Here is a 22,466-nt window from a genome sequence, read left to right on the forward strand (position 1 = left end):
CCCGTGTCTCAGAATGCCGCGTAGAGCCGGCCCGGGTTGAAGATCCCCTTGGGGTCCAGCTGGGTCTTGAGGTTGCGGTGGTACTTCTCGACCACCGGGTCGAGCGGGGTGAAGGGTTCCTCCACCGCCTTGCCACCGGCGCCTCGCCAGCAGGTGGCGTGGCCTCCGGCCCGGCGCGCCACCCCGCGGATCGCCTCGGCGTCGGCGTCGCTGCGTACCCAGCGCTGGCAGCCGGCCCAGTCGTAGAGCACGTCGGTCTCGGCGGTGACGCCGGGTACCTCGAGCACCGGGGTGTGGTGGGGTAGCGAGAGCCGCCACAGCGCGCGCGGGTCCTCGGCGGCGAAGAAGTCCAGCCGCTGCTCGCGCAGGGCCTCCCAGAAGCCGTCGAGCAACTCGTCGCCGCCCAGGCGCTCGGCGGTGGCGGCCACCGAGCTGGGGCCGCCCTCCAGGCGCAGGTGCAGGGCTCCTTCAAGCCAGGCGGCAGCGGTGATCGGCAGCGGCTGGCGGCCCCATTCGGCGAGCTTGTCCAGGGCATCGGCCAGCGGCATGTCGAGGTGCAGGCTGAGGCTGGCGCCGGGCAGCGGCAGCACCTTCATGGAGACCTCGGTGATCAGCCCCAGGGTGCCCTGGGCGCCCACCATCAGGCGCGAGAGGTCGTAGCCGGCGACGTTCTTCATCACCTGGCCGCCGAAGCGCTGCTCGCTGCCCTGGCGCATGATGATGCGGGTACCCAGCACGAAGTCGCGCACGCTGCCGGCCCAGGGCCGCCGCGGGCCGGAGAGGCCGGTGGCGATCATGCCGCCCACCGTTGCGTCGTCGCCGAAGTGGGGAGGCTCGCAGGGCAGCATCTGCCCGTTGGCCGCCAGGGCGGCCTCCAGTTCACGCAGCGGGGTGCCGGCGCGCACCGAGACGATCAGCTCCACCGGGTCGTACTCGGTGATGCCGCGGTGCTCGCGGGTGGAGAGGGTCTCGCCTTCCACGGTACGGCCATAGAAGGCCTTGGTGTCGCCGCCGACGAGGCGCAGCGGGGTGCCCTCGGTCTCGGCGCGGCGGATGCGATCGGCCAGCGCCTCGCTGGCATCGTGGTTCACAACGTCGCGGCTCGGAATATCGGGTGTGGTCACCATTTCGTCGAACTCTCTCAGCCTTGGCTCTCGGGGGCCCGGGTCGGGGCGGGGGCGTCACCGGCACTCTTGGTCAGGCGGAACTCGGAGCAGCGCGCCGGCGTGGGAATGTTCTTGCCGGGGTTGAGCAGGCCATCCGGGTCGAAGGCCGCCTTGGCGGCGCGGAAGGTGACCAGCTCGCCGGGGCTGAACTGAACGCACATCTGGTGGATCTTCTCGCGGCCCACCCCGTGTTCCCCGGTGATGGTGCCACCCACCTCCACGCACAACTCGAGGATGCGGCTGCCCAGTTCCTCGGCGCGTTCGAATTCGCCGGGCTGGTTGGCATCGAAGAGAATCAGGGGGTGCATGTTGCCGTCGCCGGCATGGAAGACGTTGGCGACGCGCAGGCCGTACTCCTCGCCGAGGTCGCCGATGCCCTTGAGCACCCGGGCCAGCTCGCGGCGGGGGATGGTGCCATCCATGCAGTAGTAGTCCGGCGACATGCGGCCCACCGCCGGGAAGGCGTTCTTGCGCCCGGCCCAGAACAGCGCCCGCTCGGCCTCGTCGCGGGCCTGCTGGATATCGGTGGCGCCGGCCTCCTCCAGCACGCGGCGCACGGTGGCGCAGTCGTCGTCGACGTCGGCCTCCATGCCGTCCAGCTCGCAGAGCAGGATCGCCTCGGCCTCCACCGGGTAACCGGCGCCGATGAAGTCCTCGGCGGCACGGATCGCCAGGTTGTCCATCATCTCCAGGCCCCCGGGGATGATGCCGGCGGCGATGATGGCACCCACGGCGTCGCCGGCCTTCTCGATGTCATCGAAGCTGGCCATCAGCACCTTGGCGGTCTCGGGCTTGGGCAGCAGCTTGACGGTGATCTCGGTGACCACCCCGAGCATGCCTTCGGAGCCGTTGAACAGTGCCAGCAGGTCGAAGCCCGGGGCGTCCAGGGCGTCCGATCCCAGGGTCATGTGCTCGCCCTCGATGGTCAGCACCTCGACCTTGATGACGTTATGCACCGTGAGGCCGTACTTGAGGCAGTGCACCCCGCCGGCGTTCTCGGCGACGTTGCCGCCGATGGAGCAGGCGATCTGGGAGGAGGGGTCCGGGGCGTAGTAGAGCCCATGGGGGGCGGCCGCCTCGGAGATCGCCAGGTTGCGCACCCCGGGCTGGACCCGAGCGGTGCGCGCGTCGGGGTCGATCTCGAGGATGCGGTTGAAGCGCGACAGCACCAGCAGTACGCCGTGCTCCAGTGGCATGGCGCCACCGGAGAGGCCGGTGCCGGCGCCGCGGGTGACCACCGGCACGCCCAGGGCGTGGCAGCGCTTGAGCAGGGTCTCGACCTGCTCGAGGGTCTCGGGTAGCGCGACCAGCATCGGCAGGGCGCGATAGGCGGAGAGTCCGTCGCATTCGAAGGGGCGCAGGTCCTCCTCGCGATGCAGCAGGGTCATGCCGGGCAGTGCCTGGCGCAGGTCGGCGAGGACCTCGGCCTGGGCAATGCGGGGTGGCTCGCCGTCGAGCCGGGCGTCGTACTGGGTGTTCATCGTGGCTCCCCATGCGTCTCGTCAGGGCGGAATGGCCATCTTGAGGCGCGCCCCGGGCGCGGTGGCAGGCGCGTCTTGCGGCACATCAGACCATTATCGTGGCAGCGCTGGCGCTGCTGTCCAGTCTGTGGTGCACTGGTCAGACCAGTAATTGGTCTACTATTTGGAAGCATTTTCCAGTGTATGCTCTCAGCCTAAACGCGCATCGCCCGGACCGCCACCGTGGCGATGCCCCTGCGCGAGGAGGAACCCATGACGCCAAGCCCCGATGACCCCTACGGCGGCCAACGCACCCCGGAGGGGGTGGCCGCGCGCCTCGAGCGCCTGATCCTGGACGGTATCTTCCGCACCGGACAGCTGCTGCCCTCGGAGCGGCGACTGTGCGAGCGGCTGGGGGTGTCGCGCGCCTCGCTGCGCGAGGGCCTGCGCATCCTGCGCAGCAAGGGCATCATCGAGACCCGGCAGGGAAGAGGCTCCACGGTGGCCTCGCTGCTGCCGGCCCGGGAGCAGAGCCCTTTGATGCACCTCTTCCGCGACCACCCGCGCACCCTGTTCGACCTGCTCGAGGTGCGCGCCCTGCTCGAGGGCGAGTCGGCGCGGCTGGCCGCCAGCCGCGGCAATCCGGCGGACCGGGTGCTGATCACGCGGCGCTATCGCGAGATGGCCGACTACGTGGCGAGCGCCGACCCCATCGACGTCGAGCGCCTGGCGCGCCTCGACCACGCCTTCCATCTGGCGATCTCCCAGGCCTCCCACAATCCGGTGCTGGTGCATACCCTGCAGAGCCTCACCGACCTGCTGCTGAGCTCGGTGTTCGCTTCGGTGAAGAACCTCTACCATCGCCCGGAGCCCCGGGAGATGATCAATCGCCAGCACGCCAGACTTCATGACGCCGTGGTCAAGGGCAAGCCGCAGCTGGCCCAGCGAGTGGCGCTGGAGCACCTCAACGGCCTCGGCGAGGCGCTGCGCGAGATCGAGGCGGAGGATGAGCGGCTGGAGCGATCGGCGATGCGGCTGGAGGGGTGGGAGTAGTCCGGCACTGAGTCTGGCACAAACGCAAGCGCCCCCGGCATTGCCGGGGGCGCTGCGTTGCGATGGGCGTGGCCCGGTCAGCCGAGGCCGAGCAGCGGGTCGCTGATGCCCAGCACATAGAAGGCCACCAGTGCGATGATCCCGGTGAAGACGAGGTAGTAGATCGTCGGCAGGATCGTCTTGCGGATGGTCTCGCCTTCGCGACCGAGCAGACCCACGGTGGCCGAGGCTGCCACCACGTTGTGGATGGCGATCATGTTGCCCGCCGCGGCGCCCACGGCCTGCAGCGATACCATGAAGGCGGTGGAGAGGCCGAGCTGCTGCGCCACGTTGAACTGGAAGTCGGACAGCATCAGGTTGGAGACCGTGTTGGAGCCGGCGATGAAGGCCCCCAGGGCACCCACGGCCGGGGCGAAGAACGGATAGACTCCGCCCACGCTGTCGGCCACCAGCTGTGCCATGGCCACCGGCATGGAGACCAGGTCGGCGGCATTGACGCCGGAGTTGATCAGGATCCGCACCATGGGAATGGTGAAGATCAGCACGAAGCCGGCGCCGAAGATGGTGCGGGTGGACTCGCCGAAGGCCGCCTTGAGCTCACCCAGGCGCATGCGGTGGAGCAGGGCGGTGAGCAGCACCACCATCAGCAGGATACCGCCGGGCAGGTAGAGCGGCTGGATGCTGCCGGAGACGCCGGCTTCACCCAGAATGTCGCTCCAGCCGAAGGCGAAGGAGGTCAGCGCATTCTTGAACGGCTCGATGGTGCGCGAGGCGACCAGGATCACCGCCAGCAGCACGTAGGGGACCCAGCCCATCAGGGTGGAGATCGGTGCCTTGCCGGTGACATCGTCCAGCTTGATCTCGAGCTTGCCGATCCACTGGTCGGGCCAGGAAGAGGACTCGGGGAAGTCCCAGTTTTCCTTGGGGATCAGGAAGCCGCGGCGGGCGGCCGGCACGACGATGGCCAGGCCGACCATGGCGCCGATCATCGATGGGAACTCCGGCCCGAGCAGCACGCCGGCCAGCATGTAGGGCACCACGAAGCTGATGCCGGCGAAGATCGCGAAGGGGGCGATGGAGAGACCCTCCTTCCATGAGCGGTTGGCACCGAAGAAGCGCACCATGATCACCACCATGATCAGCGGCATCAGGATACCGACGATACCGTGGATTACCGCCACCTCTCCGGCGATCAGGCGAAAATACTCCATCCAGCTCGCGCCGCCGGCCTCCAGAGTCTCGGTGATGCCGGCGCGGTCCAGGCCGCCGGTGACACCTACCACGATGGGGGTGCCCACGGCGCCGAAGGAGACCGGGGTGGACTGGATCATCATGCCCACCACCACGGCGGCGAGCGCCGGGAAACCCAGGGCGACCATCAGCGGGGCGGCGACGGCGGCGGGGGTGCCGAAGCCCGAGGCGCCTTCGATGAAGCAGCCGAACAGCCAGGCGACGATGATGGCCTGGACACGGCGGTCCGGGCTGATGCCAGAGAAGCCGTTGCGGATCGCCTTGATGCCGCCCGAATGCTTCAGGGTGTTGAGCAGCAAGATGGCGCCGAAGATGATCCACAGGATCGAGACAGTGAGGATCAGGCCCTGGAGGGTCGAGGCCATGACGCGGGTGGCACTCATCTCCCAGGCGAACAGGCCGATGATGGCGGTGACCACGAACACGATCGGCATGGCAGTCCTGGCTGCCATGCGCAGACCGATGAGCAGTACACCGGCAAGCACCAGGGGCACGAAGGCCAGCAGTGCAAGGAGGGTGTCATTCATGGAATGGATATCCTCGATCAGCAGTCAGTATTGTTCCCGGTCGGTGGAAATGCCGACGGGGGTGTTGGACAGCGGAACCTTAAGGGGACGCCCGCGTGCTTTCCAGTGGTGGGTAACTGGTCTTACCAATATATCCAGGGCCGAAAGATGGCGCTGACCTTCTCTAACCAATTGTCGTTTAAAGGGAAAGCATAGCTCACGGGACGCGTATGGATGCCGCAGCGATGGTGATTCTTAGACTAATGGACAGCCTGGGGGGCGGCGGTGGGCGCTATTGGCGGCCATGGCAATCGCTGCCAGACTGCGTGGGCAGCACACCGACAGCTACATGAACGAGGAGATGGCATGACACGAGTGCTCTATGACCTGTGCGGCATCGACGAGGGATTACGTTTCTCGCCCTACTGCTGGCGGGTGCGTTACGCCCTGGCCCACAAGGGGCTTGACGTCGAGACCCGCCCCTGGCGCTTCACCGACAAGGCGGCCCTGGCCTTCGCCGACCATGACAAGGTGCCGGTGCTGGTAGATGGCGAGACGGTAGTGACCGAAAGCTACGAGATCCTGCGCTATCTGGATCGCACCTACCCCGAGGCGACGCTGCTGGGGGAGGGGCTGGCGGAGGAGCGGGGGCGTTTCATTCGGCACTATGCCGAGCGCACCCTGCAGCCGGCCATCATGCGCACCATCATCATGGACCTGTTCAACGCCATCCATCCCGACGACCGGGCCTATTTCCGCGAGAGCAGGGAGAAGCGCTTCGGCCGCACCCTCGAGGAGTTTCATTCGCCGGCGAAAGGGCTCTCCCAGCTGGATGCCGGACTCGAGCCGTTGCGCGGACGGCTCAAGGAGGCGGCGTTCCTGGATGGTGACGCACCGGCCGGCGCCGACTACCTCGTCTTCGGCTGCTTCATGTGGGCGCGCTGCGTCTCCAGCGCCGACCTGGTCTCCAACGCCGACCCGGTCCACGCCTGGCTCGAGCGCATGCTGGACCTCTACGCCGGCCTGGGTCGCAAGGCGATGCGCATCACCGATGTCGAGGGCGCCTACCGCTGAGAAGTGTGCCGATGTTGCAATGCACAAAATGGGCTGCTATGTTGCATTGCAATACAGGATGTTTCGTCCTGTTTGACCACCAGAGACGGAGGTGTTCCATGTCCACCAAGGCTACCCAGCAGAAAGCGACCGAGCAGTTCGAAGGTATCTTTGTCGAGCCGGCTCGCGCCTATGGCTCACTGACCCTCGAGTACACCGAGAAGCTGTTCGGTGCTCAGCTCGACGCCGTGCGTCGCTACACCGACCTGGGCCTGGCCCAGGCTCGCACCTGGATCGCGGTGCGCGATGCCGATGGCTTCAAGCAGGCCTTCGAAGGCCAGCAGAAGGCCGCCCAGGACCTCGGTGACAACGTCAAGGCCGACGTCGAGAAGCTCTCCACCCTCAACCAGGACTACCTGCAGAAGGGTCAGAAGCTGGTCGAGGAGAGCCTGAAGGCCGCCGGCAGCAAGTAAGCCCGACGACGCCTGTAGGCAGATGATGGCGGGCCGCCCCTCGGGGCGGCCCGCTGTCGTTGGGGCACCGGTGGGGCGCTACCGGGACGGGTGAGCGCCGTGCCCGGTATCGAGCAGTGCCACCACCTCGTCGTCGCCGACCTGGTCGAACTCGGCGAAGAACCGGCCCACGGAACCGAAGCGCTCGGGGGCCTCCACGCAAACCACCTCGTCGGCCAGCGACTCCAGTCGTGCCAGGGTGTCAGGGGGCGCCACCCCCAAGGCGGCGATCAGGCGAGTGGGCCCGCGCTGGCGCAATGTGGCCAGTGCCGCGGCCATGGTCGCCCCGGTGGCGCTGCCGTCGTCCACCACCACCACGATGCGTCCGCTCGGGTCGATCGGGGAGCGCACCGGGGTGTAGCGCCGGCGGCGCTCCTCGATCAGTTCCCGTTGTCTCCCCACCTCGCGGGCAATCCAGTCGTCGTTGTACTCCCTTGCCGTCTCTTCCATGTGCACGCTGCCATCCTCGCTTACCGCGCCGATGGCGTACTCGGGATTGCCCGGGGCGCCGACCTTGCGTACCAGCACCACATCCAGATCCCCCTGCAGGGCGTCGGCGATGACGCGTCCCATGGGCACTCCGCCACGGGGGATCGCCAGTACCAGCGGGTGCCGGCCGGACAGATGGCCGAGCCTTGTGGCCAGGCGGTGGGCCGCATCGAGTCGATTTCGGAACATGGCGAGTCTCTCTCATCGGTTTCCTTCCTTCAGTCTAGAAGACGCGGCGCACGAGTAGCCTGCCCCTGGCGGGAGTGACATCGGTGCACGCCTGAGGTTGGAGGAGAAGCCGACTCGAAGGTTACGGATAAAAATGGAAGGGTTTTCCGAATATAGGTTGTTGGGCTATTGTGTACACAGCGAGTCCGCTCGCTTGTATCCAATAAACACAACAAGCGGAGACCTCTTCCATGCAAGAGCCCACCCCCAAGCGGTGCCTTGGCACCGTCCTGCTGCTCGGCGGCCTGGTCACCGGCAGCGCCCAGGCGGCGACCTGGAGCGACACCTTCCTCGGCTACCGCTTCGGCACCCAGTTCACCGAGCCCGGTAATTCACGGGATGTCGAAAAGCACGTGTTGCAGTTCACCCATGTGAGCGGCTACTCGCTGGGACAGAACTTTCTCAATCTGGACCTACTGCAGTCCGACAGCGCCGACCCCACCGAACGCGATGGTGATACCGGCGCCACCGAGGCCTACCTGACCTACCGTCACCAGCTGCACCTCGGCAAGCTGACCGGCGAGCCGATGGCGTTCGGACCGGTCAAGGAGGTGGCGCTGACCGGCGGTTTCGACCTCAACACCAAGAACACCGAGTTCGCGCCGCGCAAGCGACTGCTGGTGGCGGGGCCAACGCTCAAGTTTGACGTGCCAAGGGGCTTCGTCGACCTCAGCCTCTTCTATGCTCACGAGTGGAACCACTGCGGGGCGGGCTTCTGCGACGTCAACGAGATCGAGTTCGACCCTTACTACCAGGTCAACCTGGCCTGGGGGCTGCCCTTCGAGGTCGGCGCCGCGGCGCTCAAGTTCCAGGGGTTCTACAACTACAACGGCGAGAAGGGCGAGGACTATCAGGGCATCGACACCGAGCCCGAGCAGCTGATGCGCACCTCGCTGATGCTCGATGTAGGCCAGCTGGCCTGGGGCGGGGAGAACCAGTTGTGGGCCGGTGTCGGCTACGAGTACTGGCGCAACAAGTTCGGTAACGACGGAGTGGACACCGACGCACCGACCCTGCAGCTCGAGTGGCATTTCTGAACGTCGTCAGACGACATTTATGTATACAACTTTATGTCTAATCGATGACAGATCAATGGTCATCGATGTCGACATACGGTATCCATGGACGACGGACAACAACAGCACCCCGGATAGCCCCATCATGACAAACAAGACTCGCAACACCTCGCTGTTCGATTTCGACGGGCGGCCGCCGGTCTACAAGGCGCTGCCCATCTCGTTGCAGCACGTGCTGGCGATGATCGCCGGCGTGATCACGCCCCCCATCATCATCGCTGGTGTGGTCGGCTCGACGCCCCAGGAGAAGCTGCTGCTGATCCAGGTGGCGGTGCTCGCCTCGGGCATCTGTACCCTGTTCCACCTCTATGGCGTCTGGAAGTTCGGCGCGCGCCTGCCGGCCATCTTCGGCGTCGGCTTCGCCTATGTGCCGACCCTGATCGCCGTGGGCGGGCAGTTCGGTATCGAGGGGATCCTCGGTGCCCAGCTGATCGGAGGCATCACCATGATGGTGGTCGGCTACTTCATCCAGTATATCCGCCACCTCTTTCCGCCCATCGTGGCGGGCACCGTGGTGCTGGTGATCGGCCTCTCGCTCTACGACATCGCCATCCGCTACATGGCGGGTAGTGGCAACGTCAATGCCGAGGGCTTCGGCGACCCGGCCAACTGGATGGTGGGTATCATCACCCTGCTGGCAGTACTCGGCGCCTCCCAGTTCGGGCGCGGCGTGGTGCGCCTCTCGGCGATCATCGTCGGTATCCTGGTGGGCTACGCGGTGGCCCTGCCGATGGGCATGGTCGACTTCAGTTCGGTGGCCGAGGCGAGCTGGCTGGCGGTTCCGCGGTTCATGCCCTTTGAGCTGGAGTTCCACTCCGCGGCGATCGTCTCCATGGTGGTGATCTGCGTGATCAACTCGGTGCAGACCATCGGCGACCTCTCCGCCACCAGCGTGGCGGGCATGAACCGTGAGCTGAAGACCCGTGAGCTCACCGGTGGCCTGCTCGGCAACGGCCTGACCACCGCGGTGAGCTCGCTGTTCGCGGCGCTGCCCACCTCCACCTTCAGCCAGAACGTGGGCATCGTGGCCATGACCAAGGTGATCAGCCGCTCGGTACTGGCCATCGCCGGTGTGTTCATGGTGCTGGCCGGGCTGAGTCCCAAGTTCAGCGCCATCATGACCACCATTCCCTACCCGGTGCTGGGCGGTGCCACCATCACGGTGTTCGGGATGATCACCATGACCGGCATCCAGCTGCTCATCAAGGACGAGCTCTCGGCCCGCAACGTGACCATCGTCGGCCTCTCCCTGGCCCTGGCGCTGGGCATCTCCCAGGTGCCGGCGGCGATCGCGCAGTTCCCCGAGATGCTGCAGAACGTCATCGGCGGCGCGCCCATCGTGGTGGCGGCGATCACCTCCTTCGTGCTCAACCTGGTGCTGCCGCATCGCTCCCTGGCCGACGAGCGGCGCGAACGCGAGGAGATCGCCCGTGCCGACGCCGAGGCCGCGGGCCAGGACCCGGATGCCCAGCCGGTCCCCGGCGGACGACACCATCTTTCATGACCCCAACGACAAGCGGGGCGCCGGTTCTCCGGCGCCCCGCTCTCGGGTCTGCTTGGGGTAGACGGGGGCAGTGGCTGCCCCCTGCTGGCGTCACTGCCCGGCGTCGGCCCTGGCCTCCAGGCGGAAGCGAGCGATGCGGTTGATCTGCGCCACCGCCGTGCGGCGCTCCTCGGCGGGGTCGTTCTCCAGGCGTGTCTCGAAGGCGTCGAGGATGGCGTAGCGGTCGCTGCCCTTGACCGCCATCACGAAGGGGAAGCCGAACTTCGCCTTGTAGGCGGCGTTGAGCCGTTCGAAGCGGGCCATCTCCTCCGGGGAGCACTGGTCGAGGCCGGCGCCGGCCTGCTCGCGGGTGGAGTCGTCGGTGAGCTCGCCGGCCACCGCTGCCTTGCCGGCCAGGTCCGGGTGGGCACGGATCACCTCCAGCTGGCGCTCGGCGGGGGCGGAAGCGAGTACCTCGCCCATCGCTTCGGCGAGTTCCTCGGGCGTGTCCTGTGCCGCCGTGAGACCCTTCTCCCAGGTCAGTTCGGCGACCCAGGGGGAGTGCTCATAGATCTCACCGTAGGCGGCCACGAAGGCGGCCTTGTCCAGCTGGCTGGGTCGCGGGCTCAGGGTTCTGTCGCTCATGGTCATGCTCCTTCAGGGGGTGGTCGGGTAGTTCTGGCGAGTGATCTGAATAAATGTATACAAAAAATGTTTTGAAATGTACTGCAAAAATGTCTAAAACTGTTTTCAAAGAGTGAGGGTAGCCTCGGCCACCCGCCACCAACAAGCGAAACCCGGTTCCATCACGACAATCCACAACACGACACGAGGAGCACCACCATGGGACGCCTGACCACCCACGTACTCGATACTGCCCAGGGTCGCCCGGGAGAGGGCATCCGCATCGAGGTCTATCGCCTGGAGGGCGAGCAGCGCACCCGCCTGAAGGAGGTGGTGACCAACGACGACGGGCGCTGTGACGCACCGATCCTCGAGGGTGAGGCGTTCGCTGCCGGCCAGTACGAGCTGGTCTTCCATGCCGGGGACTACCTGCGTGCCCAGGGTGTCGAAGCCGATGAGCCGCGTTTCCTGGACGTGATCCCGCTGCGCTTCGGCGTGGCCGATGCCGGTGCGCACTACCATGTGCCGCTGCTGCTCTCGCCCTATGGCTACTCCACCTACCGCGGAAGCTGAGGGACTTCCCCCGCCGAGATGCCCATAACAAGACGCTAGACGAGGCCCCCCTATGCAAGCCTATCTGCTGGATTTCGGAAACTTCATGCTGCGCTGGCTGCACGTCATCGCGGCCATCGCCTGGATCGGCGAATCCATCTACTTCGTGATGCTGGACAACGGCCTGCGCACGCCAAAGGCTGCCGAGGACCGCGACAAGGGCGTGTTCGGCGAGATGTGGGCGGTGCACGGCGGCGGTTTCTACCACAACCAGAAGTACGCCACGGCCCCGGCCAAGCTGCCCGAGGACCTGCACTGGTCGTTCTGGAAGGCCTACACCACCTGGCTGTCGGGCTTCGCGCTGTTCATCCTGCTCTACATGGCCAACCCCAGCTTCTACCTGGTCAACCCCAATGCCAGCTGGGCGTGGGCCGCCAACATGAGCGGCTGGCAGGCCAACGTGGTGGCGCTGCTGTTCCTGCTCGGCGGCTGGGTGGTCTACAACGAGCTGTGCAAGCGCATCAGTCCCAACATGACCCGTGATGGAGTGCTCAGCATCGCGGTGGCGGTGATGATGGTGGTGGTCTCCTACCTGAGCACCCAGATCTTCTCCGGCCGTGCGGCCTTCCTGCTCACCGGTGCGGTGATGGCTACCGCCATGTCGGCCAACGTCTTCTTCTGGATCATCCCGGGGCAGCGCCGCATGGTGAAGGCGATGAAGGCGGGCGAGGCCCCCAACCCGCTGGATGGCAAGCGCGGCAAGCAGCGCTCGGTGCACAACACCTACTTCACCCTGCCGGTGGTGCTGCTGATGATCAGCAACCACTACTCCTTCGCCTACTCCCATGACTCCGCCTGGGTGATCATGTCGCTGTTCATCTTCGGTGGCGCACTGATCCGTCAGTTCTTCGTGCTGATGCACGCCGGCAAGATACAACCCGCCTACCCGGTGGCCGGCACCGCCCTGATTGCCGTGGCCTTCTGGATCGCCATGCCGAGCGTCGGTGGCAACGCCGGCCAGGCCCAGGCGTCGGTTTCCGTGGGCATGGCCGAGGTTCAGCCGATCATCGAGACGCGTTGTGTGGCCTGCCACGCCAGCGAACCTAGTCAGCCTGGCTTCAATGCCCCCCCCGCAGGGCTTGCCTACGACACCCATGAGCAGATCCTGCAGCAGCGAGACAAGATTCGTGAGGTGGTAGCCAGCGGCTATATGCCCCTGGGTAACATGACCGGCATGACCGACGAGGAGCGAGAGGCCATCGCCGCCTGGTCGGAATGATCCCTGAGCCTCCTGCATGATGACTCCCTTGACCTGTCCACGTGGCGGGTCCTCTTGTCTCGGGCCTTGTCTCGGGACGGGGGCGTGATTTCACCGGCGTCGCGTATACAATGAGGGAAGCCAACCACAGGGAGCCAGGCCACATGAACCAGCCTCAGGAGGTCCCCAGCCGCCGCGGCAAGAACGGCGACGGCGCCGAGCGCCACGAGGCGATCCACCGGGCGATCAGCGACGCCATCATCGAACATCGCCTCAAGCCCGGCGCGCGCCTGCGCGAGGATGCCCTGGCGGAGGTGTTCGGGGTCAGCCGCACCGGCATCCGCAAGATCCTCCAGCGCCTGGCGCTGGAGCAGCTGGTTACCCTCACCCCACGGCGTGGCGCCAGCGTCACCCGGCCCACCGCCGAGGAGGCCCGGGAGGTCTTCGACGCCCGCCAGATGGTGGAGTGCGGGCTGATGCCAGAGGTGGCAAGGCGTATCACCGCCGATGAAGCTGCCGACCTGCGGGTGATGGCAAGCCGCGAGCGCGAGGCGCTGCACGCCGGCGAACAGAGCACCGCCATCCGACTCTCCGCCGACTTCCATACCTGCCTGGCGCGACTTGCCGGCAACGCCACCCTGGCCGACTTCGTCGAGCGGCTCTGCTTTCGCTCCTCGCTGATCCTGGCGGTCTATGGCAACCCCGGGCACCTGGGTTGCGAGTCCCATGATCACGAGGACCTGATCGGCTACCTGGAGGCCGGTAACGTCGAGCGTGCCACGGCCTTCATGGGCCGCCACCTCAAGGCTATCGAGGCGTCGCTGTCGATCGTCGAGGAGGAGGAGGATGCGCCCGACCTGCAGCGCATCTTCGGCAGTTGATTGAAGAGGGGGCTTCAAAGACAGCGGCCGCCCGTTGGGCGGCCGCTCGCTTTCGCTACAGAGGGGGCGGGTTAGTGGCCCTGGAGCGCGGCCGACGGTGACATCCTGCGACGCATCAGGCCGAAGTAGAAGAGCCCGCCCAGGGCGGCACCCAGCATCCAGCCATAGCCGTTGAGGTCGGAGAGCGCCGGCACCACCACCGTCGAGAGCGAGAAGAGTGCCGCACCGCCGAAGGCGAGCAGCGCCCGACGGTTCCAGCCCCCGTCGTAGTAGTAGGCGCTTCCCGGCACGGAGGAGAACAGTTCCTGAATATCCAGCTCCTGGCGCCTGACCAGGTAGTAGTCCACCACGATGATACCGTAGAAGGGGGCGACGATGGCGCCCAGGGCGTTGACGAAGCCCGGCACGCCGATCTGGCTGATCACCGCCACCCAGAGGCCACCCACGAAGAAGGCAATGACCGCCGTGATCAATCCGCCCACCTTGAAGCTGATCTTGCTCGGGAAGAGGTTGGCTAGGTCGTAGGCCGGTGGGATGAAGTTGGCCACCAGGTTGATCCCCACGGTGGCGGCGAAGAAGGTCAGCGCCGCGACGATGGTCAGCGGCAGGGAGTCGACCCGCTCGACGATGTCGGAGGGATTGGTCAGCGCATCGCCGAACAGCACCAGGGTGCCGGCGGTGATGATCAGGGCGATGAAGGAGAAGAAGGCCACATTGAGCGGAAGCCCCAGCAGGTTGCCGAGCTTCATCTGGCGCTCGCTCCTCACGAAACGGGTGAAGTCGCCGAAGTTGATCACCACGGCGGCGAAGTAGGCCACCATGGTGCCGACGATGGCCAGGAAGGCGGTGACCGGATTGGCGCCGCCGTCTCCCGTCTCGCCGCTGAAGATGCTGCCCACTGCCGGCAACAGCTCATCTCCGGCCCGGAACCAGACGATGGCCATCAGCACCAGCATCACCACATAGACCAGCGGCCCCGCCCAATTGAGGAAGTGCTTGATGCGTTCTATGCCCTGCCAGAAGATCGCGATCTGGAAGAGCCACACGAGCACGAAGGAGAGCCAGGCGACTCCGGAGAGGCCGAGGAAAGTGGCTCCCTCGCCTGCGCCAAACAGGGCGGTGATCAGCAGCGCCACCGCCGTGGAGGCGAAGTAGGTCTGCACGCCGTACCAGAAGATGCCTACGATGGCGCGCAGCATCGCCGGCAAATTGGCGCCGCGCACCCCCATGCTGGCACGCACCATCACCGGGAAGGGGATACCGTACTTGACGCTGGGTCGGCCTGTCAGGTTGACCAGGAACATCACGATCACGCCGGCGAGGATGATCGCCGCCATCACCGCCCAGCCGTTGAGCCCGTAACTGAGGAACAGCGAGGCGGCTAGGGTGTAGCCGAACAGGCTTTGGATATCGTTGGACCAGACGTTGAAGATCTCGAAGGCGCCCCAGCTGCGCTGGCTGTGTGGCAAGGGCGCCAGGTCCTCGTTATAGAGACTCGGGTCGATGTGCTGGATATCCAGCTCGCTCTCTTTCATCGGGGTCACCGTTATGATTGTCGGGGTGGAAGACCTTGACGGCCCGGCCGGCATTGCCGGCCAGGCACGACCTTATTGACGGAAGCGCTGGCAGGGGGACCAGTGCTTCATCAGTAGAAAGTAGGTGAGGCCGGCCGGGATCAGGCTGGCGTACCAGGAGATGGAGGAGAAAGTCAGGGCGGCGGCGATGCCCACAGCGGTGGCGATCAGGGCAGCCAGGTTGATGCCCTGGTAGGGGCCGTTCTCGTCATACAGCTTGTCGAGGTCCAGGGTGCGGCGGCGGATCAGGAAGTAGTCCACCACCAGCACCGCGAAGATCGGGCCAAGGAAGGCGGAGTAGGTCTGCACGAAGAGCTGCAGGCCGGCGGCGGAGTCGGGCTGTACCAGCTTCCAGGGGAAGGTGGCGAAGGCCAGCAGGCCGACGATCACCGTGGCCGGGCGGAACTTGAGCTTGAAGACGTCCATCAGCACGTAGGTGGGCGGCACCACGTTGTTTAGGACGTTGGTGGTGACCTGGGCGAAGGCGATGAACAGCAGTGTGGTCATCAGCAGCGGGGTGTTGTCCACGGCGTTGGCGAACACCTGTATGGGGTCGGCGGTACCAGTGGCCTCGGAGACCATGAAGCCGATCAGGCCCATGAACAGGGTGCAGGGCAGGATCGACATGGCGTAGATGGTGGTCAGCAGGCCCGGGCCGGTGCCGCGCTTGTGCTCGCGGGCGTAGTCGCCGACGTTGAGCATCATGGTGCTGTAGATGCCCAAGAACAACATGGTAGCGCCCCAGAAGGGCATGCCCCAGGAGCCTTCCATGGTCAGCAGGTTGGCGGAGAGCACGTCGCCGTAGCGCTGAACTGTGCTGTAGAACATGTAGACCAGCGAGGCGAGGATGAATGCGCTGCCGATGTTCTCCAGCCACTTGATGCCCTGGAAGCCCATCACCGACAGCCCGATCTGCAGGAACTGGAAGGCGATAAAGAAGAACACCAGGTTGTCGAAGCCGAACAGGGTCGCCGAAACCATGTTCAAGGCGCCGGCGCCGATCCAGCTCTGGAAGCCGTACCACACCACTGCAGGCACGGCGCGTACCAGGCCGGGCAGGCGCGTCCCGGTGAAGCCGAAGGCGCTGCGTGCCTGCACCATGAAGGGGATGCCGTACTTGTAGCCGGCGGCGCCGTTCAGGGCTAGAGCGATGCCGATCACGAAGCAGCCGATGGCGATGGCCAGCGTCGCCTGGATCAGGTTCAGGGTACCCACCACGCTGGAGCCCATGGTGAAGGTGCCGATGGAGACGCAGCCGCCGAACCAGGCCAGGAAGTAGGAGAGGCGACCCATGATGCGGGTCTGCTGCGGGGCCAAGGACTCCTGGCCGGGTGCCTTGTGGCCGGTGATGGCCTCGGGGGCGGTGCCGTCGGCCGAGGCGGCTGTGCCGGGGGGGGTCGAGATACTCATGGTCGGGTCCTCGCAAGGGTGTTGTGGTTATCGTCAGGGCATGAGCCCGGAAAGGCTTGCGGTTGGCGTGCGCCCGAGGCGCATGGCGTTGTTGTTGTGGTGCTGTCGGTCATCGATGTGTGCCGCTCAGCGCGGCGGCTGCAGGTTCGAGAAGCCCTCGAAGCGACCGGTGAAGGCCTTGGGGCGCGGGAACGCCAGGTCGCCGTGCTTGCTGGTGCCGAGTCCCAGGCCGACCATGGCCTCGGCGAGCTTCACTGCGGCGGTCACGCCCTCGACGATCGGGAGGCCGATCTCGCGGGAGAGGGTGTCGGTCAGGTCGGCCATGCCGCCACAACCCAGCACGATGGCGCCGACACCATCCTCGTCACGGGCCCGTCGGCACTCCTCGACTAGGCGGGCGAGGGCAGCGTCGGCGTTCTCCTCTAGGTCCAGAACCGGGATTTCCGCGGCGCGGACCCGGCGGCAGTGGTGGGCGAAGCCATACTGCTCCAGGAGGTGCTCGGCGATGATGCCGGTACGCCCCAGTGTGGTGACGATGGAGAAGCGGGTACTGATCAGGGTGGCCATGTGGAAGGCCGCCTCGGCGATGCCGATCACTGGCGCTCGGGTCAGCTCGCGGGCGGCGAGCAGGCCCGGGTCGCCGAAGCAGGCGATGATGTAGGCATCGCTGCCTTCTCGCTCGCCAGTCAGTACCTCCTCCAGCACTCCCACGGCGCTGATTGCCTCGTCGAAGTGGCTCTCGATGGAGACCGGTCCGTGCCCAGGCTGGGTGGCCACGACTTCCGTGCCGGGGGCCGAGACACGGCGTGCCGCCTCGCCGATGGTCGACGTCATGCCGGCTGTGGTGTTGGGGTTGATGATGCGCAAGTGCATGTTGGAGCTCCGGAAGTTGCGTGTGTGTTTGTACACAAAATAGGTCGATTTTGTGTGTGTTGCAAGAATCGGCTATCGGGTAGGGTTAACGCCCGCCAGCCCCCGTGGCATCAGGCTTCTGGGCTTTCGTGGCAGGGCTTGCCGGTCGGGACAAGAGGCCGACATTAGTCTAATGGGCGCCAGAAACGCTTGGATGGCGACATTGTTTAAATGTAAATGTATACAATATTGGGTGCGCTTCCACCCTTGCAGTTTACATGGCGACAGCTTATTTTTTCTTTGTATACATAGTGCTGACCACACTCACCCGCACTTTCACTGCCCATAACAATCAGGACCTTTGCCATGACGCTGACCCCTGCGACTGATTACCCTCGTGACCTGATCGGCTACGGTCGCACCCCGCCCCATGCGAACTGGCCCGGCAACGCCCGGATCGCCGTGCAGTTCGTGCTCAACTACGAGGAGGGCGGCGAGAACTGCGTGCTCCATGGGGACGAGGGCTCCGAGCAGTTCCTCTCGGAGATCATCGGCGCGGCCAGCTACCCGGATCGCCACCTGAGCATGGAGTCGATCTACGAGTACGGTTCGCGGGCCGGGGTGTGGCGCATCCTGCGCGAGTTCGAGCGTCGCGGCCTGCCGCTCACCGTGTTCGGTGTGGCCATGGCGCTGGAGCGCCATCCCGAAGTAGCCCACGCCTTCAAGGAACTGGGTCATGAGGTCGCCTGCCACGGCTATCGCTGGATCCACTACCAGGAGGTGCCCGAGCACGTCGAGCGCGAGCACCTGCAGAAGGCGATGGCGATCTTCCAGCGCCTCTACGGCGAGAAGCCGCTGGGCTGGTACACCGGCCGCGATAGCCCCAATACCCGCCGGCTGGTGCTCGACGAGGGCGGCTTCCTCTACGACAGCGACTACTACGGGGATGACCTGCCGTTCTGGACCCGCGAGAAGGATAGCCAGGGTGTCGAGCATGACCACCTGGTGGTGCCCTACACCCTGGACACCAACGACATGCGCTTCGCCGCCCCCCAGGGCTTCAACACCGCCGACCACTTCTTCACCTACCTGCGCGACGCCTTCGACGTGCTCTACGCCGAAGGGGAGGAGTCGCCGAAGATGCTCTCCATCGGCATGCACTGCCGCCTGCTGGGGCGCCCCGGCCGCTTCCGCGCCCTGCAGCGCTTCCTCGACCATATCGAGGCCCACGACCGGGTGTGGGTGGCGCGCCGCGTGGATATCGCCCGACACTGGGCGGAGCATCATCCGGCGCCGGGGCGCTGACCAATTGAACAGCCGTAACGCTCGAGGCTGATCCGGCGACAGGCTTGCGAGGGGGCGCTGTAAACCCCTCCCTGGGCGCTACCGATGCCACCCCTGGCATAGGACCCCCTCTTCAGCCTGTCCCCGGCGCCTCTCGCCCTGACCTTTGCGGGCTACTCGTACAAACCCGGGCTTTCGGCCCAAGCCTTTTCAGGACACACCATGAACCAACGCACCTACTATGCCCCGCATGGCGGGCATCCCCCCCAGACCCAGCTGCTCTCCGACCGGGCGGTGTTCACCGAGGCCTACGCCTTCATTCCCCGGGGGGTGATGCGCGATATCGTCACCAGCAATCTGCCGTTCTGGGAGAAGACCCGGTTGTGGGTGCTGGCGCGCCCGCTCTCCGGCTTCGCCGAGACCTTCTCCCAGTACATCATGGAGGTCTCCCCCGGCGGCGGCAGCGAGCGCCCCGAGCCCGATCCCGAGGCCGAGGGGGTGCTCTTCGTGGTGGAGGGCGAGATGACCCTGACCCTGGATGGCGAGCGCCACCGCATGGTGCCCGGCGGCTACGCCTTCCTGCCGCCGGGCAGCAAGTGGCAGCTGCGCAACGAATCCGACGCCCCGGTGCGCTTCCACTGGGTGCGCAAGGCCTATGAGCGGGTCGCGGGCATCGAGGTGCCGGAGCCCTTCGTGGTCAACGAGAACGATATCGCCCCCAACGAGATGCCGGGCACCGAGGGACGCTGGGCGACCACCCGCTTCGTCGACCCCGAGGACGTGCGCCACGACATGCACGTCAACATCGTCACCTTCCAGCCCGGCGCGGTGATACCCTTCGACGAGACCCACGTCATGGAGCATGGCCTCTACGTGCTCGAAGGCAAGGCGGTCTACCACCTCAACCAGGAGTGGGTGGAGGTCGAAGCCGGCGACTTCATGTGGCTGCGCGCCTTCTGTCCCCAGGCCTGCTATGCCGGCGGCCCGGGCCCGTTCCGCTACCTGCTCTACAAGGACGTCAATCGCCACGCCGCGCTGCGCCCGGCGATGCGCTGAGATAGCGACGCAATCCGAGCATAGAGGTAACGCTCGAGGCTGATCCGGCGACGCGCTGAGATAGCACCAGTGCAGGGGCGCCGGGGGCAGGATGAAGAGGAGGTCATTTGCCATGGATGGCAAATGTAGCGCCCAGGGAGGGGTTCACAGCGCCTCCTCGAAGGTCCGGCGCCCCGGAGCCCCGGAGCCTGCCCTCGGATCAGCCCCGGAATACAGGCAGACTGACGAGTTAAACAAGAGGGCACTACATGCTCGAACTGAAAGCCGAACCCCTGACCGCCGAGGCCTTCGCCCCCTTCGGCGACGTCATCGACGCTCGCACCGCCGACTGGTTTCCCATCAACGCCGGGCGCACCCGGCGCCACCACGACCTGGCCCAGGTCGAGACCCTGGGGGAGGGCGCGCGGACCCTGATCAGCGTCTTCGTCAGCCAGCCGGTGGCGTTACCCCTGGAACTCGACTTCCTGGAGCGCCATCCGCTGGGCAGCCAGGCCTTCATGCCGCTTCATGAAGAACGGTTCGTGGTGGTGGTGGCGCCACCGGGCGACGAGATCGATCCTGCCGAGGTGCGTGCCTTCGTCACCGACGGGCGCCAGGGGGTAAACTACCGCGCCGGCACCTGGCATGCCATCCAGTCGGTGCTGGAGCGGGAAGGGGAGTTCCTGGTCGTCGATCGCGGCGGCGAGGGGAACAACTGCGATGAATACCCCCTGTCGATACAGGTCGTCCTGTAACGCAGGGTCCACGGCCTCCCTATAGGTGCCCAAGCCGCTGAAACGGCTTGGGTATTTTTTGGATACAAGAATATTTGAAAATATTTTCCACATAGTCTTGACGCTCCGCTGTGGCGGCCCTAGTCTCTGTATACAGAAAATATTTCCACAAAAATAAATCCCTCAGGAGGAAGCCGTCATGGCCCGCATGACCGCCGCAGAAGCCGCCGTTCACGTGCTCCGCAAGGAAGGTATCGAGGTCGCCTTCGGCGTGCCCGGCGCCGCCATCAACCCCTTCTATGCCGCCCTGCGCAAGGTGGGAGGTGTCGACCACATCCTCGCCCGCCATGTCGAGGGCGCCTCGCACATGGCCGAGGGCTACACCCGCACCAAAGCCGGCAACATCGGGGTCTGCATCGGGACCTCGGGTCCCGCCGGCACCGACATGATCACCGGCCTCTACTCCGCCTCCGCGGACTCCATCCCGATCCTCTGCATCACCGGCCAGGCGCCCCGCGCCAAGCTGCACCAGGAGGACTTCCAGGCGGTGGACATCCGCGAGATCGCCGGTCCCGTCACCAAGTGGGCGGTCACCGTGCTGGAGCCGGCCCAGGTGCCGCGTGCCTTCCAGCAGGCCTTCCACCTGATGCGCTCGGCGCGCCCCGGCCCGGTGCTGATCGACCTGCCCATCGACGTGCAGATGAGCGAGATCGAGTTCGACCCGGACACCTACGAGCCGCTGCCGGTCTACAAGCCGACCGCCACCCGGACTCAGGCCGAGAAGGCCATCGCCATGCTGCAGCAGGCCGAGCGGCCGCTGATCGTCGCCGGCGGCGGCATCATCAATGCCGACGCCAGCGATCGCCTGGTGGCGTTCGCCGAGTTGGTCGGGGTGCCGGTGATCCCGACCCTGATGGGCTGGGGCGCGATCCCCGACGATCACCCGCTGATGGCCGGCATGGTGGGGTTGCAGACCTCCCACCGCTACGGCAACGCCACCCTGCTGGAGTCGGACTTCGTGATGGGTATCGGCAACCGCTGGGCCAACCGCCACACCGGCAACGTCGAGACCTATACCCGGGGCCGCACCTTCGTCCACGTGGATATCGAACCGACCCAGATCGGACGCATCTTCGGTCCCGACTTCGGTATCGTTTCCGACGCCGGGGCGGCGCTCGACCTCTTCCTCGAGGTGGCCCGCGAGCTCGAGGCCGAGGGGCGGCTGCGCCAGCGCAGCCGCTGGATCGAGTCCTGCCAGGAGCGCAAGCGGACCCTGCTGCGCAAGACCCACTTCGACGAGGTGCCGGTCAAGCCGCAGCGGGTCTACGAGGAGATGAACCGGGTCTTCGGCCGCAACACCCGCTACGTCAGCACCATCGGCCTGTCGCAGATCGCCGGCGCCCAGTTCCTGCACGTCTACCAGCCGCGCCACTGGATCAATTGCGGCCAGGCCGGCCCGCTGGGCTGGACCATTCCCGCCGCCCTGGGGGTGCGCCGCGCCGACCCCGAGGCCGAGGTGGTGGCGCTCTCCGGCGACTATGATTTCCAGTTCATGGTCGAGGAGCTGGCCGCCGGCGCCCAGTTCAAGCTGCCCTGGGTGCACGTGCTGGTGAACAACTCCTACCTGGGGCTGATCCGCCAGGCGCAGCGCGGCTTCGACATGGACTACTGCGTGCAACTCGCCTTCGAGAACATCAACTGCCCCGAGATCAACGGCTACGGCGTGGACCATGTCTCGGTGGTGGAGGGGCTGGGCTGCAAGGCGCTGCGGGTCACCGAGCCCGACGCCATCGCCCCGGCCCTGGAGGAGGCCCGCCGCCTGGCCGCCGAGCATCGCGTGCCGGTGGTGGTGGAGGTGATCCTCGAGCGGGTGACCAATATCGCCATGGGCACCAACCTGGACGGCGTCAACGAGTTCGAGGCCCTGGCCGAGAATGTCCAGGACGCGCCGACCTCCATCGCCGCCCTCGTCTGAGGCTAGCCAC

General features: G+C 66.1%; 20 protein-coding genes. 12 read left to right on the top strand and 8 right to left on the bottom strand.

The window, feature by feature from the left end; translation table 11 throughout:
* Nucleotides 1-8: 8 nt before the first annotated feature.
* Both glcE and glcD read right to left on the bottom strand, forming a co-directional pair.
* Nucleotides 9-1,127, bottom strand: a complete 1,119-nt coding sequence (gene glcE / locus ACJ7IV_RS03595) for a glycolate oxidase subunit GlcE (RefSeq protein ID WP_483865800.1) — start codon at nucleotides 1,125-1,127, stop codon at nucleotides 9-11.
* A 14-nt stretch (nucleotides 1,128-1,141) separates the two neighbouring features.
* Complete coding sequence (gene glcD / locus ACJ7IV_RS03600) at nucleotides 1,142-2,647, bottom strand: glycolate oxidase subunit GlcD (RefSeq protein ID WP_483865801.1); 1,506 nt, start codon at nucleotides 2,645-2,647, stop codon at nucleotides 1,142-1,144.
* A gap of 252 nt (nucleotides 2,648-2,899) precedes the next feature.
* Between glcD and glcC the strand changes: the two genes are divergently transcribed.
* Nucleotides 2,900-3,679, top strand: a complete 780-nt coding sequence (gene glcC / locus ACJ7IV_RS03605) for a transcriptional regulator GlcC (protein WP_483865802.1) — start codon at nucleotides 2,900-2,902, stop codon at nucleotides 3,677-3,679.
* A gap of 77 nt (nucleotides 3,680-3,756) precedes the next feature.
* On the opposite strand, the gene ACJ7IV_RS03610 is transcribed toward glcC, so the two are convergent.
* A complete protein-coding gene (locus ACJ7IV_RS03610) occupies nucleotides 3,757-5,457 on the bottom strand; it encodes an L-lactate permease (protein ID WP_483865803.1) in 1,701 nt (566 codons plus the stop codon).
* 345 nt (nucleotides 5,458-5,802) lie between these two features.
* Here ACJ7IV_RS03610 and ACJ7IV_RS03615 point away from each other — a divergent pair, with 345 nt between their 5' ends.
* Nucleotides 5,803-6,510, top strand: coding sequence for a glutathione S-transferase N-terminal domain-containing protein (locus ACJ7IV_RS03615; protein WP_483865804.1), 708 nt, complete (start codon nucleotides 5,803-5,805; stop codon nucleotides 6,508-6,510).
* 98 nt (nucleotides 6,511-6,608) lie between these two features.
* Entirely contained in the window at nucleotides 6,609-6,962 is a 354-nt protein-coding gene (locus tag ACJ7IV_RS03620) for a phasin family protein (RefSeq protein WP_483865805.1), read from the top strand.
* A gap of 78 nt (nucleotides 6,963-7,040) precedes the next feature.
* Here ACJ7IV_RS03620 and ACJ7IV_RS03625 read toward each other — a convergent pair whose 3' ends face one another.
* Entirely contained in the window at nucleotides 7,041-7,679 is a 639-nt protein-coding gene (locus ACJ7IV_RS03625; protein WP_483865806.1) for a phosphoribosyltransferase, read from the bottom strand.
* 230 nt (nucleotides 7,680-7,909) lie between these two features.
* On the opposite strand from ACJ7IV_RS03625, the gene ACJ7IV_RS03630 reads away from it, so the two are divergent.
* Complete coding sequence (locus ACJ7IV_RS03630) at nucleotides 7,910-8,755, top strand: outer membrane protein OmpK (protein ID WP_483865807.1); 846 nt, start codon at nucleotides 7,910-7,912, stop codon at nucleotides 8,753-8,755.
* Nucleotides 8,756-8,879: 124 nt separating this feature from the next.
* Nucleotides 8,880-10,298, top strand: a complete 1,419-nt coding sequence (locus tag ACJ7IV_RS03635; protein ID WP_483865808.1) for a uracil-xanthine permease family protein — start codon at nucleotides 8,880-8,882, stop codon at nucleotides 10,296-10,298.
* A 90-nt stretch (nucleotides 10,299-10,388) separates the two neighbouring features.
* Here ACJ7IV_RS03635 and uraD read toward each other — a convergent pair whose 3' ends face one another.
* Complete coding sequence (gene uraD / locus ACJ7IV_RS03640) at nucleotides 10,389-10,922, bottom strand: 2-oxo-4-hydroxy-4-carboxy-5-ureidoimidazoline decarboxylase (protein ID WP_483865809.1); 534 nt, start codon at nucleotides 10,920-10,922, stop codon at nucleotides 10,389-10,391.
* A 198-nt stretch (nucleotides 10,923-11,120) separates the two neighbouring features.
* Here uraD and uraH point away from each other — a divergent pair, with 198 nt between their 5' ends.
* The 3 genes from uraH to ACJ7IV_RS03655 all read left to right on the top strand — a co-directional run bounded on the left by uraH (nucleotide 11,121) and on the right by ACJ7IV_RS03655 (nucleotide 13,592).
* Nucleotides 11,121-11,474, top strand: a complete 354-nt coding sequence (gene uraH, locus ACJ7IV_RS03645; RefSeq protein WP_483865810.1) for a hydroxyisourate hydrolase — start codon at nucleotides 11,121-11,123, stop codon at nucleotides 11,472-11,474.
* A 52-nt stretch (nucleotides 11,475-11,526) separates the two neighbouring features.
* Nucleotides 11,527-12,732: a urate hydroxylase PuuD gene (locus tag ACJ7IV_RS03650; protein WP_483865811.1), complete on the top strand. Its 1,206-nt coding sequence runs from the start codon at nucleotides 11,527-11,529 to the stop codon at nucleotides 12,730-12,732.
* 143 nt (nucleotides 12,733-12,875) lie between these two features.
* Entirely contained in the window at nucleotides 12,876-13,592 is a 717-nt protein-coding gene (locus tag ACJ7IV_RS03655; protein WP_483865812.1) for a GntR family transcriptional regulator, read from the top strand.
* Between the two features lie 71 nt (nucleotides 13,593-13,663).
* On the opposite strand, the gene ACJ7IV_RS03660 is transcribed toward ACJ7IV_RS03655, so the two are convergent.
* The 3 genes from ACJ7IV_RS03660 to ACJ7IV_RS03670 form a co-directional block, all read right to left on the bottom strand.
* The gene (locus ACJ7IV_RS03660; RefSeq protein WP_483865813.1) at nucleotides 13,664-15,127 is read right to left on the bottom strand and encodes an NCS1 family nucleobase:cation symporter-1; all 1,464 of its coding nucleotides are present in this window, start codon (nucleotides 15,125-15,127) and stop codon (nucleotides 13,664-13,666) included.
* 72 nt (nucleotides 15,128-15,199) lie between these two features.
* The gene (locus tag ACJ7IV_RS03665; RefSeq protein ID WP_483865814.1) at nucleotides 15,200-16,576 is read right to left on the bottom strand and encodes an NCS1 family transporter; all 1,377 of its coding nucleotides are present in this window, start codon (nucleotides 16,574-16,576) and stop codon (nucleotides 15,200-15,202) included.
* 126 nt (nucleotides 16,577-16,702) lie between these two features.
* Nucleotides 16,703-17,449: an aspartate/glutamate racemase family protein gene (locus ACJ7IV_RS03670; protein ID WP_483865815.1), complete on the bottom strand. Its 747-nt coding sequence runs from the start codon at nucleotides 17,447-17,449 to the stop codon at nucleotides 16,703-16,705.
* Nucleotides 17,450-17,794: 345 nt separating this feature from the next.
* On the opposite strand from ACJ7IV_RS03670, the gene puuE reads away from it, so the two are divergent.
* From puuE to gcl, 4 genes are all read left to right on the top strand, one after another.
* A complete protein-coding gene (gene puuE / locus ACJ7IV_RS03675) occupies nucleotides 17,795-18,733 on the top strand; it encodes an allantoinase PuuE (protein ID WP_483865816.1) in 939 nt (312 codons plus the stop codon).
* Between the two features lie 201 nt (nucleotides 18,734-18,934).
* Complete coding sequence (locus ACJ7IV_RS03680; protein ID WP_483865817.1) at nucleotides 18,935-19,768, top strand: bifunctional allantoicase/(S)-ureidoglycine aminohydrolase; 834 nt, start codon at nucleotides 18,935-18,937, stop codon at nucleotides 19,766-19,768.
* A gap of 248 nt (nucleotides 19,769-20,016) precedes the next feature.
* Entirely contained in the window at nucleotides 20,017-20,502 is a 486-nt protein-coding gene (locus ACJ7IV_RS03685; protein ID WP_483865818.1) for an ureidoglycolate lyase, read from the top strand.
* A gap of 178 nt (nucleotides 20,503-20,680) precedes the next feature.
* Nucleotides 20,681-22,456, top strand: a complete 1,776-nt coding sequence (gene gcl, locus ACJ7IV_RS03690; RefSeq protein WP_483865819.1) for a glyoxylate carboligase — start codon at nucleotides 20,681-20,683, stop codon at nucleotides 22,454-22,456.
* Nucleotides 22,457-22,466: the final 10 nt, after the last annotated feature.

This window comes from Halomonas sp. C10-5, assembly GCF_057169305.1.

Bases quoted from the DNA above. Each gene is read 5' to 3' on its own strand.
- uraH (WP_483865810.1), top strand. From the start codon at position 11,121: ATGGGACGCCTGACCACCCACGTACTCGATACTGCCCAGGGTCGCCCG.
- ACJ7IV_RS03625 (WP_483865806.1), bottom strand. From the start codon at position 7,679: ATGTTCCGAAATCGACTCGATGCGGCCCACCGCCTGGCCACAAGGCTC.
- ACJ7IV_RS03650 (WP_483865811.1), top strand. From the start codon at position 11,527: ATGCAAGCCTATCTGCTGGATTTCGGAAACTTCATGCTGCGCTGGCTG.
- ACJ7IV_RS03630 (WP_483865807.1), top strand. From the start codon at position 7,910: ATGCAAGAGCCCACCCCCAAGCGGTGCCTTGGCACCGTCCTGCTGCTC.
- puuE (WP_483865816.1), top strand. From the start codon at position 17,795: ATGACGCTGACCCCTGCGACTGATTACCCTCGTGACCTGATCGGCTAC.
- glcD (WP_483865801.1), bottom strand. From the start codon at position 2,647: ATGAACACCCAGTACGACGCCCGGCTCGACGGCGAGCCACCCCGCATT.
- ACJ7IV_RS03685 (WP_483865818.1), top strand. From the start codon at position 20,017: ATGCTCGAACTGAAAGCCGAACCCCTGACCGCCGAGGCCTTCGCCCCC.
- ACJ7IV_RS03610 (WP_483865803.1), bottom strand. From the start codon at position 5,457: ATGAATGACACCCTCCTTGCACTGCTGGCCTTCGTGCCCCTGGTGCTT.
- ACJ7IV_RS03655 (WP_483865812.1), top strand. From the start codon at position 12,876: ATGAACCAGCCTCAGGAGGTCCCCAGCCGCCGCGGCAAGAACGGCGAC.
- ACJ7IV_RS03615 (WP_483865804.1), top strand. From the start codon at position 5,803: ATGACACGAGTGCTCTATGACCTGTGCGGCATCGACGAGGGATTACGT.
- ACJ7IV_RS03635 (WP_483865808.1), top strand. From the start codon at position 8,880: ATGACAAACAAGACTCGCAACACCTCGCTGTTCGATTTCGACGGGCGG.
- ACJ7IV_RS03620 (WP_483865805.1), top strand. From the start codon at position 6,609: ATGTCCACCAAGGCTACCCAGCAGAAAGCGACCGAGCAGTTCGAAGGT.
- gcl (WP_483865819.1), top strand. From the start codon at position 20,681: ATGGCCCGCATGACCGCCGCAGAAGCCGCCGTTCACGTGCTCCGCAAG.
- ACJ7IV_RS03670 (WP_483865815.1), bottom strand. From the start codon at position 17,449: ATGCACTTGCGCATCATCAACCCCAACACCACAGCCGGCATGACGTCG.
- uraD (WP_483865809.1), bottom strand. From the start codon at position 10,922: ATGAGCGACAGAACCCTGAGCCCGCGACCCAGCCAGCTGGACAAGGCC.
- glcC (WP_483865802.1), top strand. From the start codon at position 2,900: ATGACGCCAAGCCCCGATGACCCCTACGGCGGCCAACGCACCCCGGAG.
- ACJ7IV_RS03665 (WP_483865814.1), bottom strand. From the start codon at position 16,576: ATGAGTATCTCGACCCCCCCCGGCACAGCCGCCTCGGCCGACGGCACC.
- ACJ7IV_RS03680 (WP_483865817.1), top strand. From the start codon at position 18,935: ATGAACCAACGCACCTACTATGCCCCGCATGGCGGGCATCCCCCCCAG.
- glcE (WP_483865800.1), bottom strand. From the start codon at position 1,127: ATGGTGACCACACCCGATATTCCGAGCCGCGACGTTGTGAACCACGAT.
- ACJ7IV_RS03660 (WP_483865813.1), bottom strand. From the start codon at position 15,127: ATGAAAGAGAGCGAGCTGGATATCCAGCACATCGACCCGAGTCTCTAT.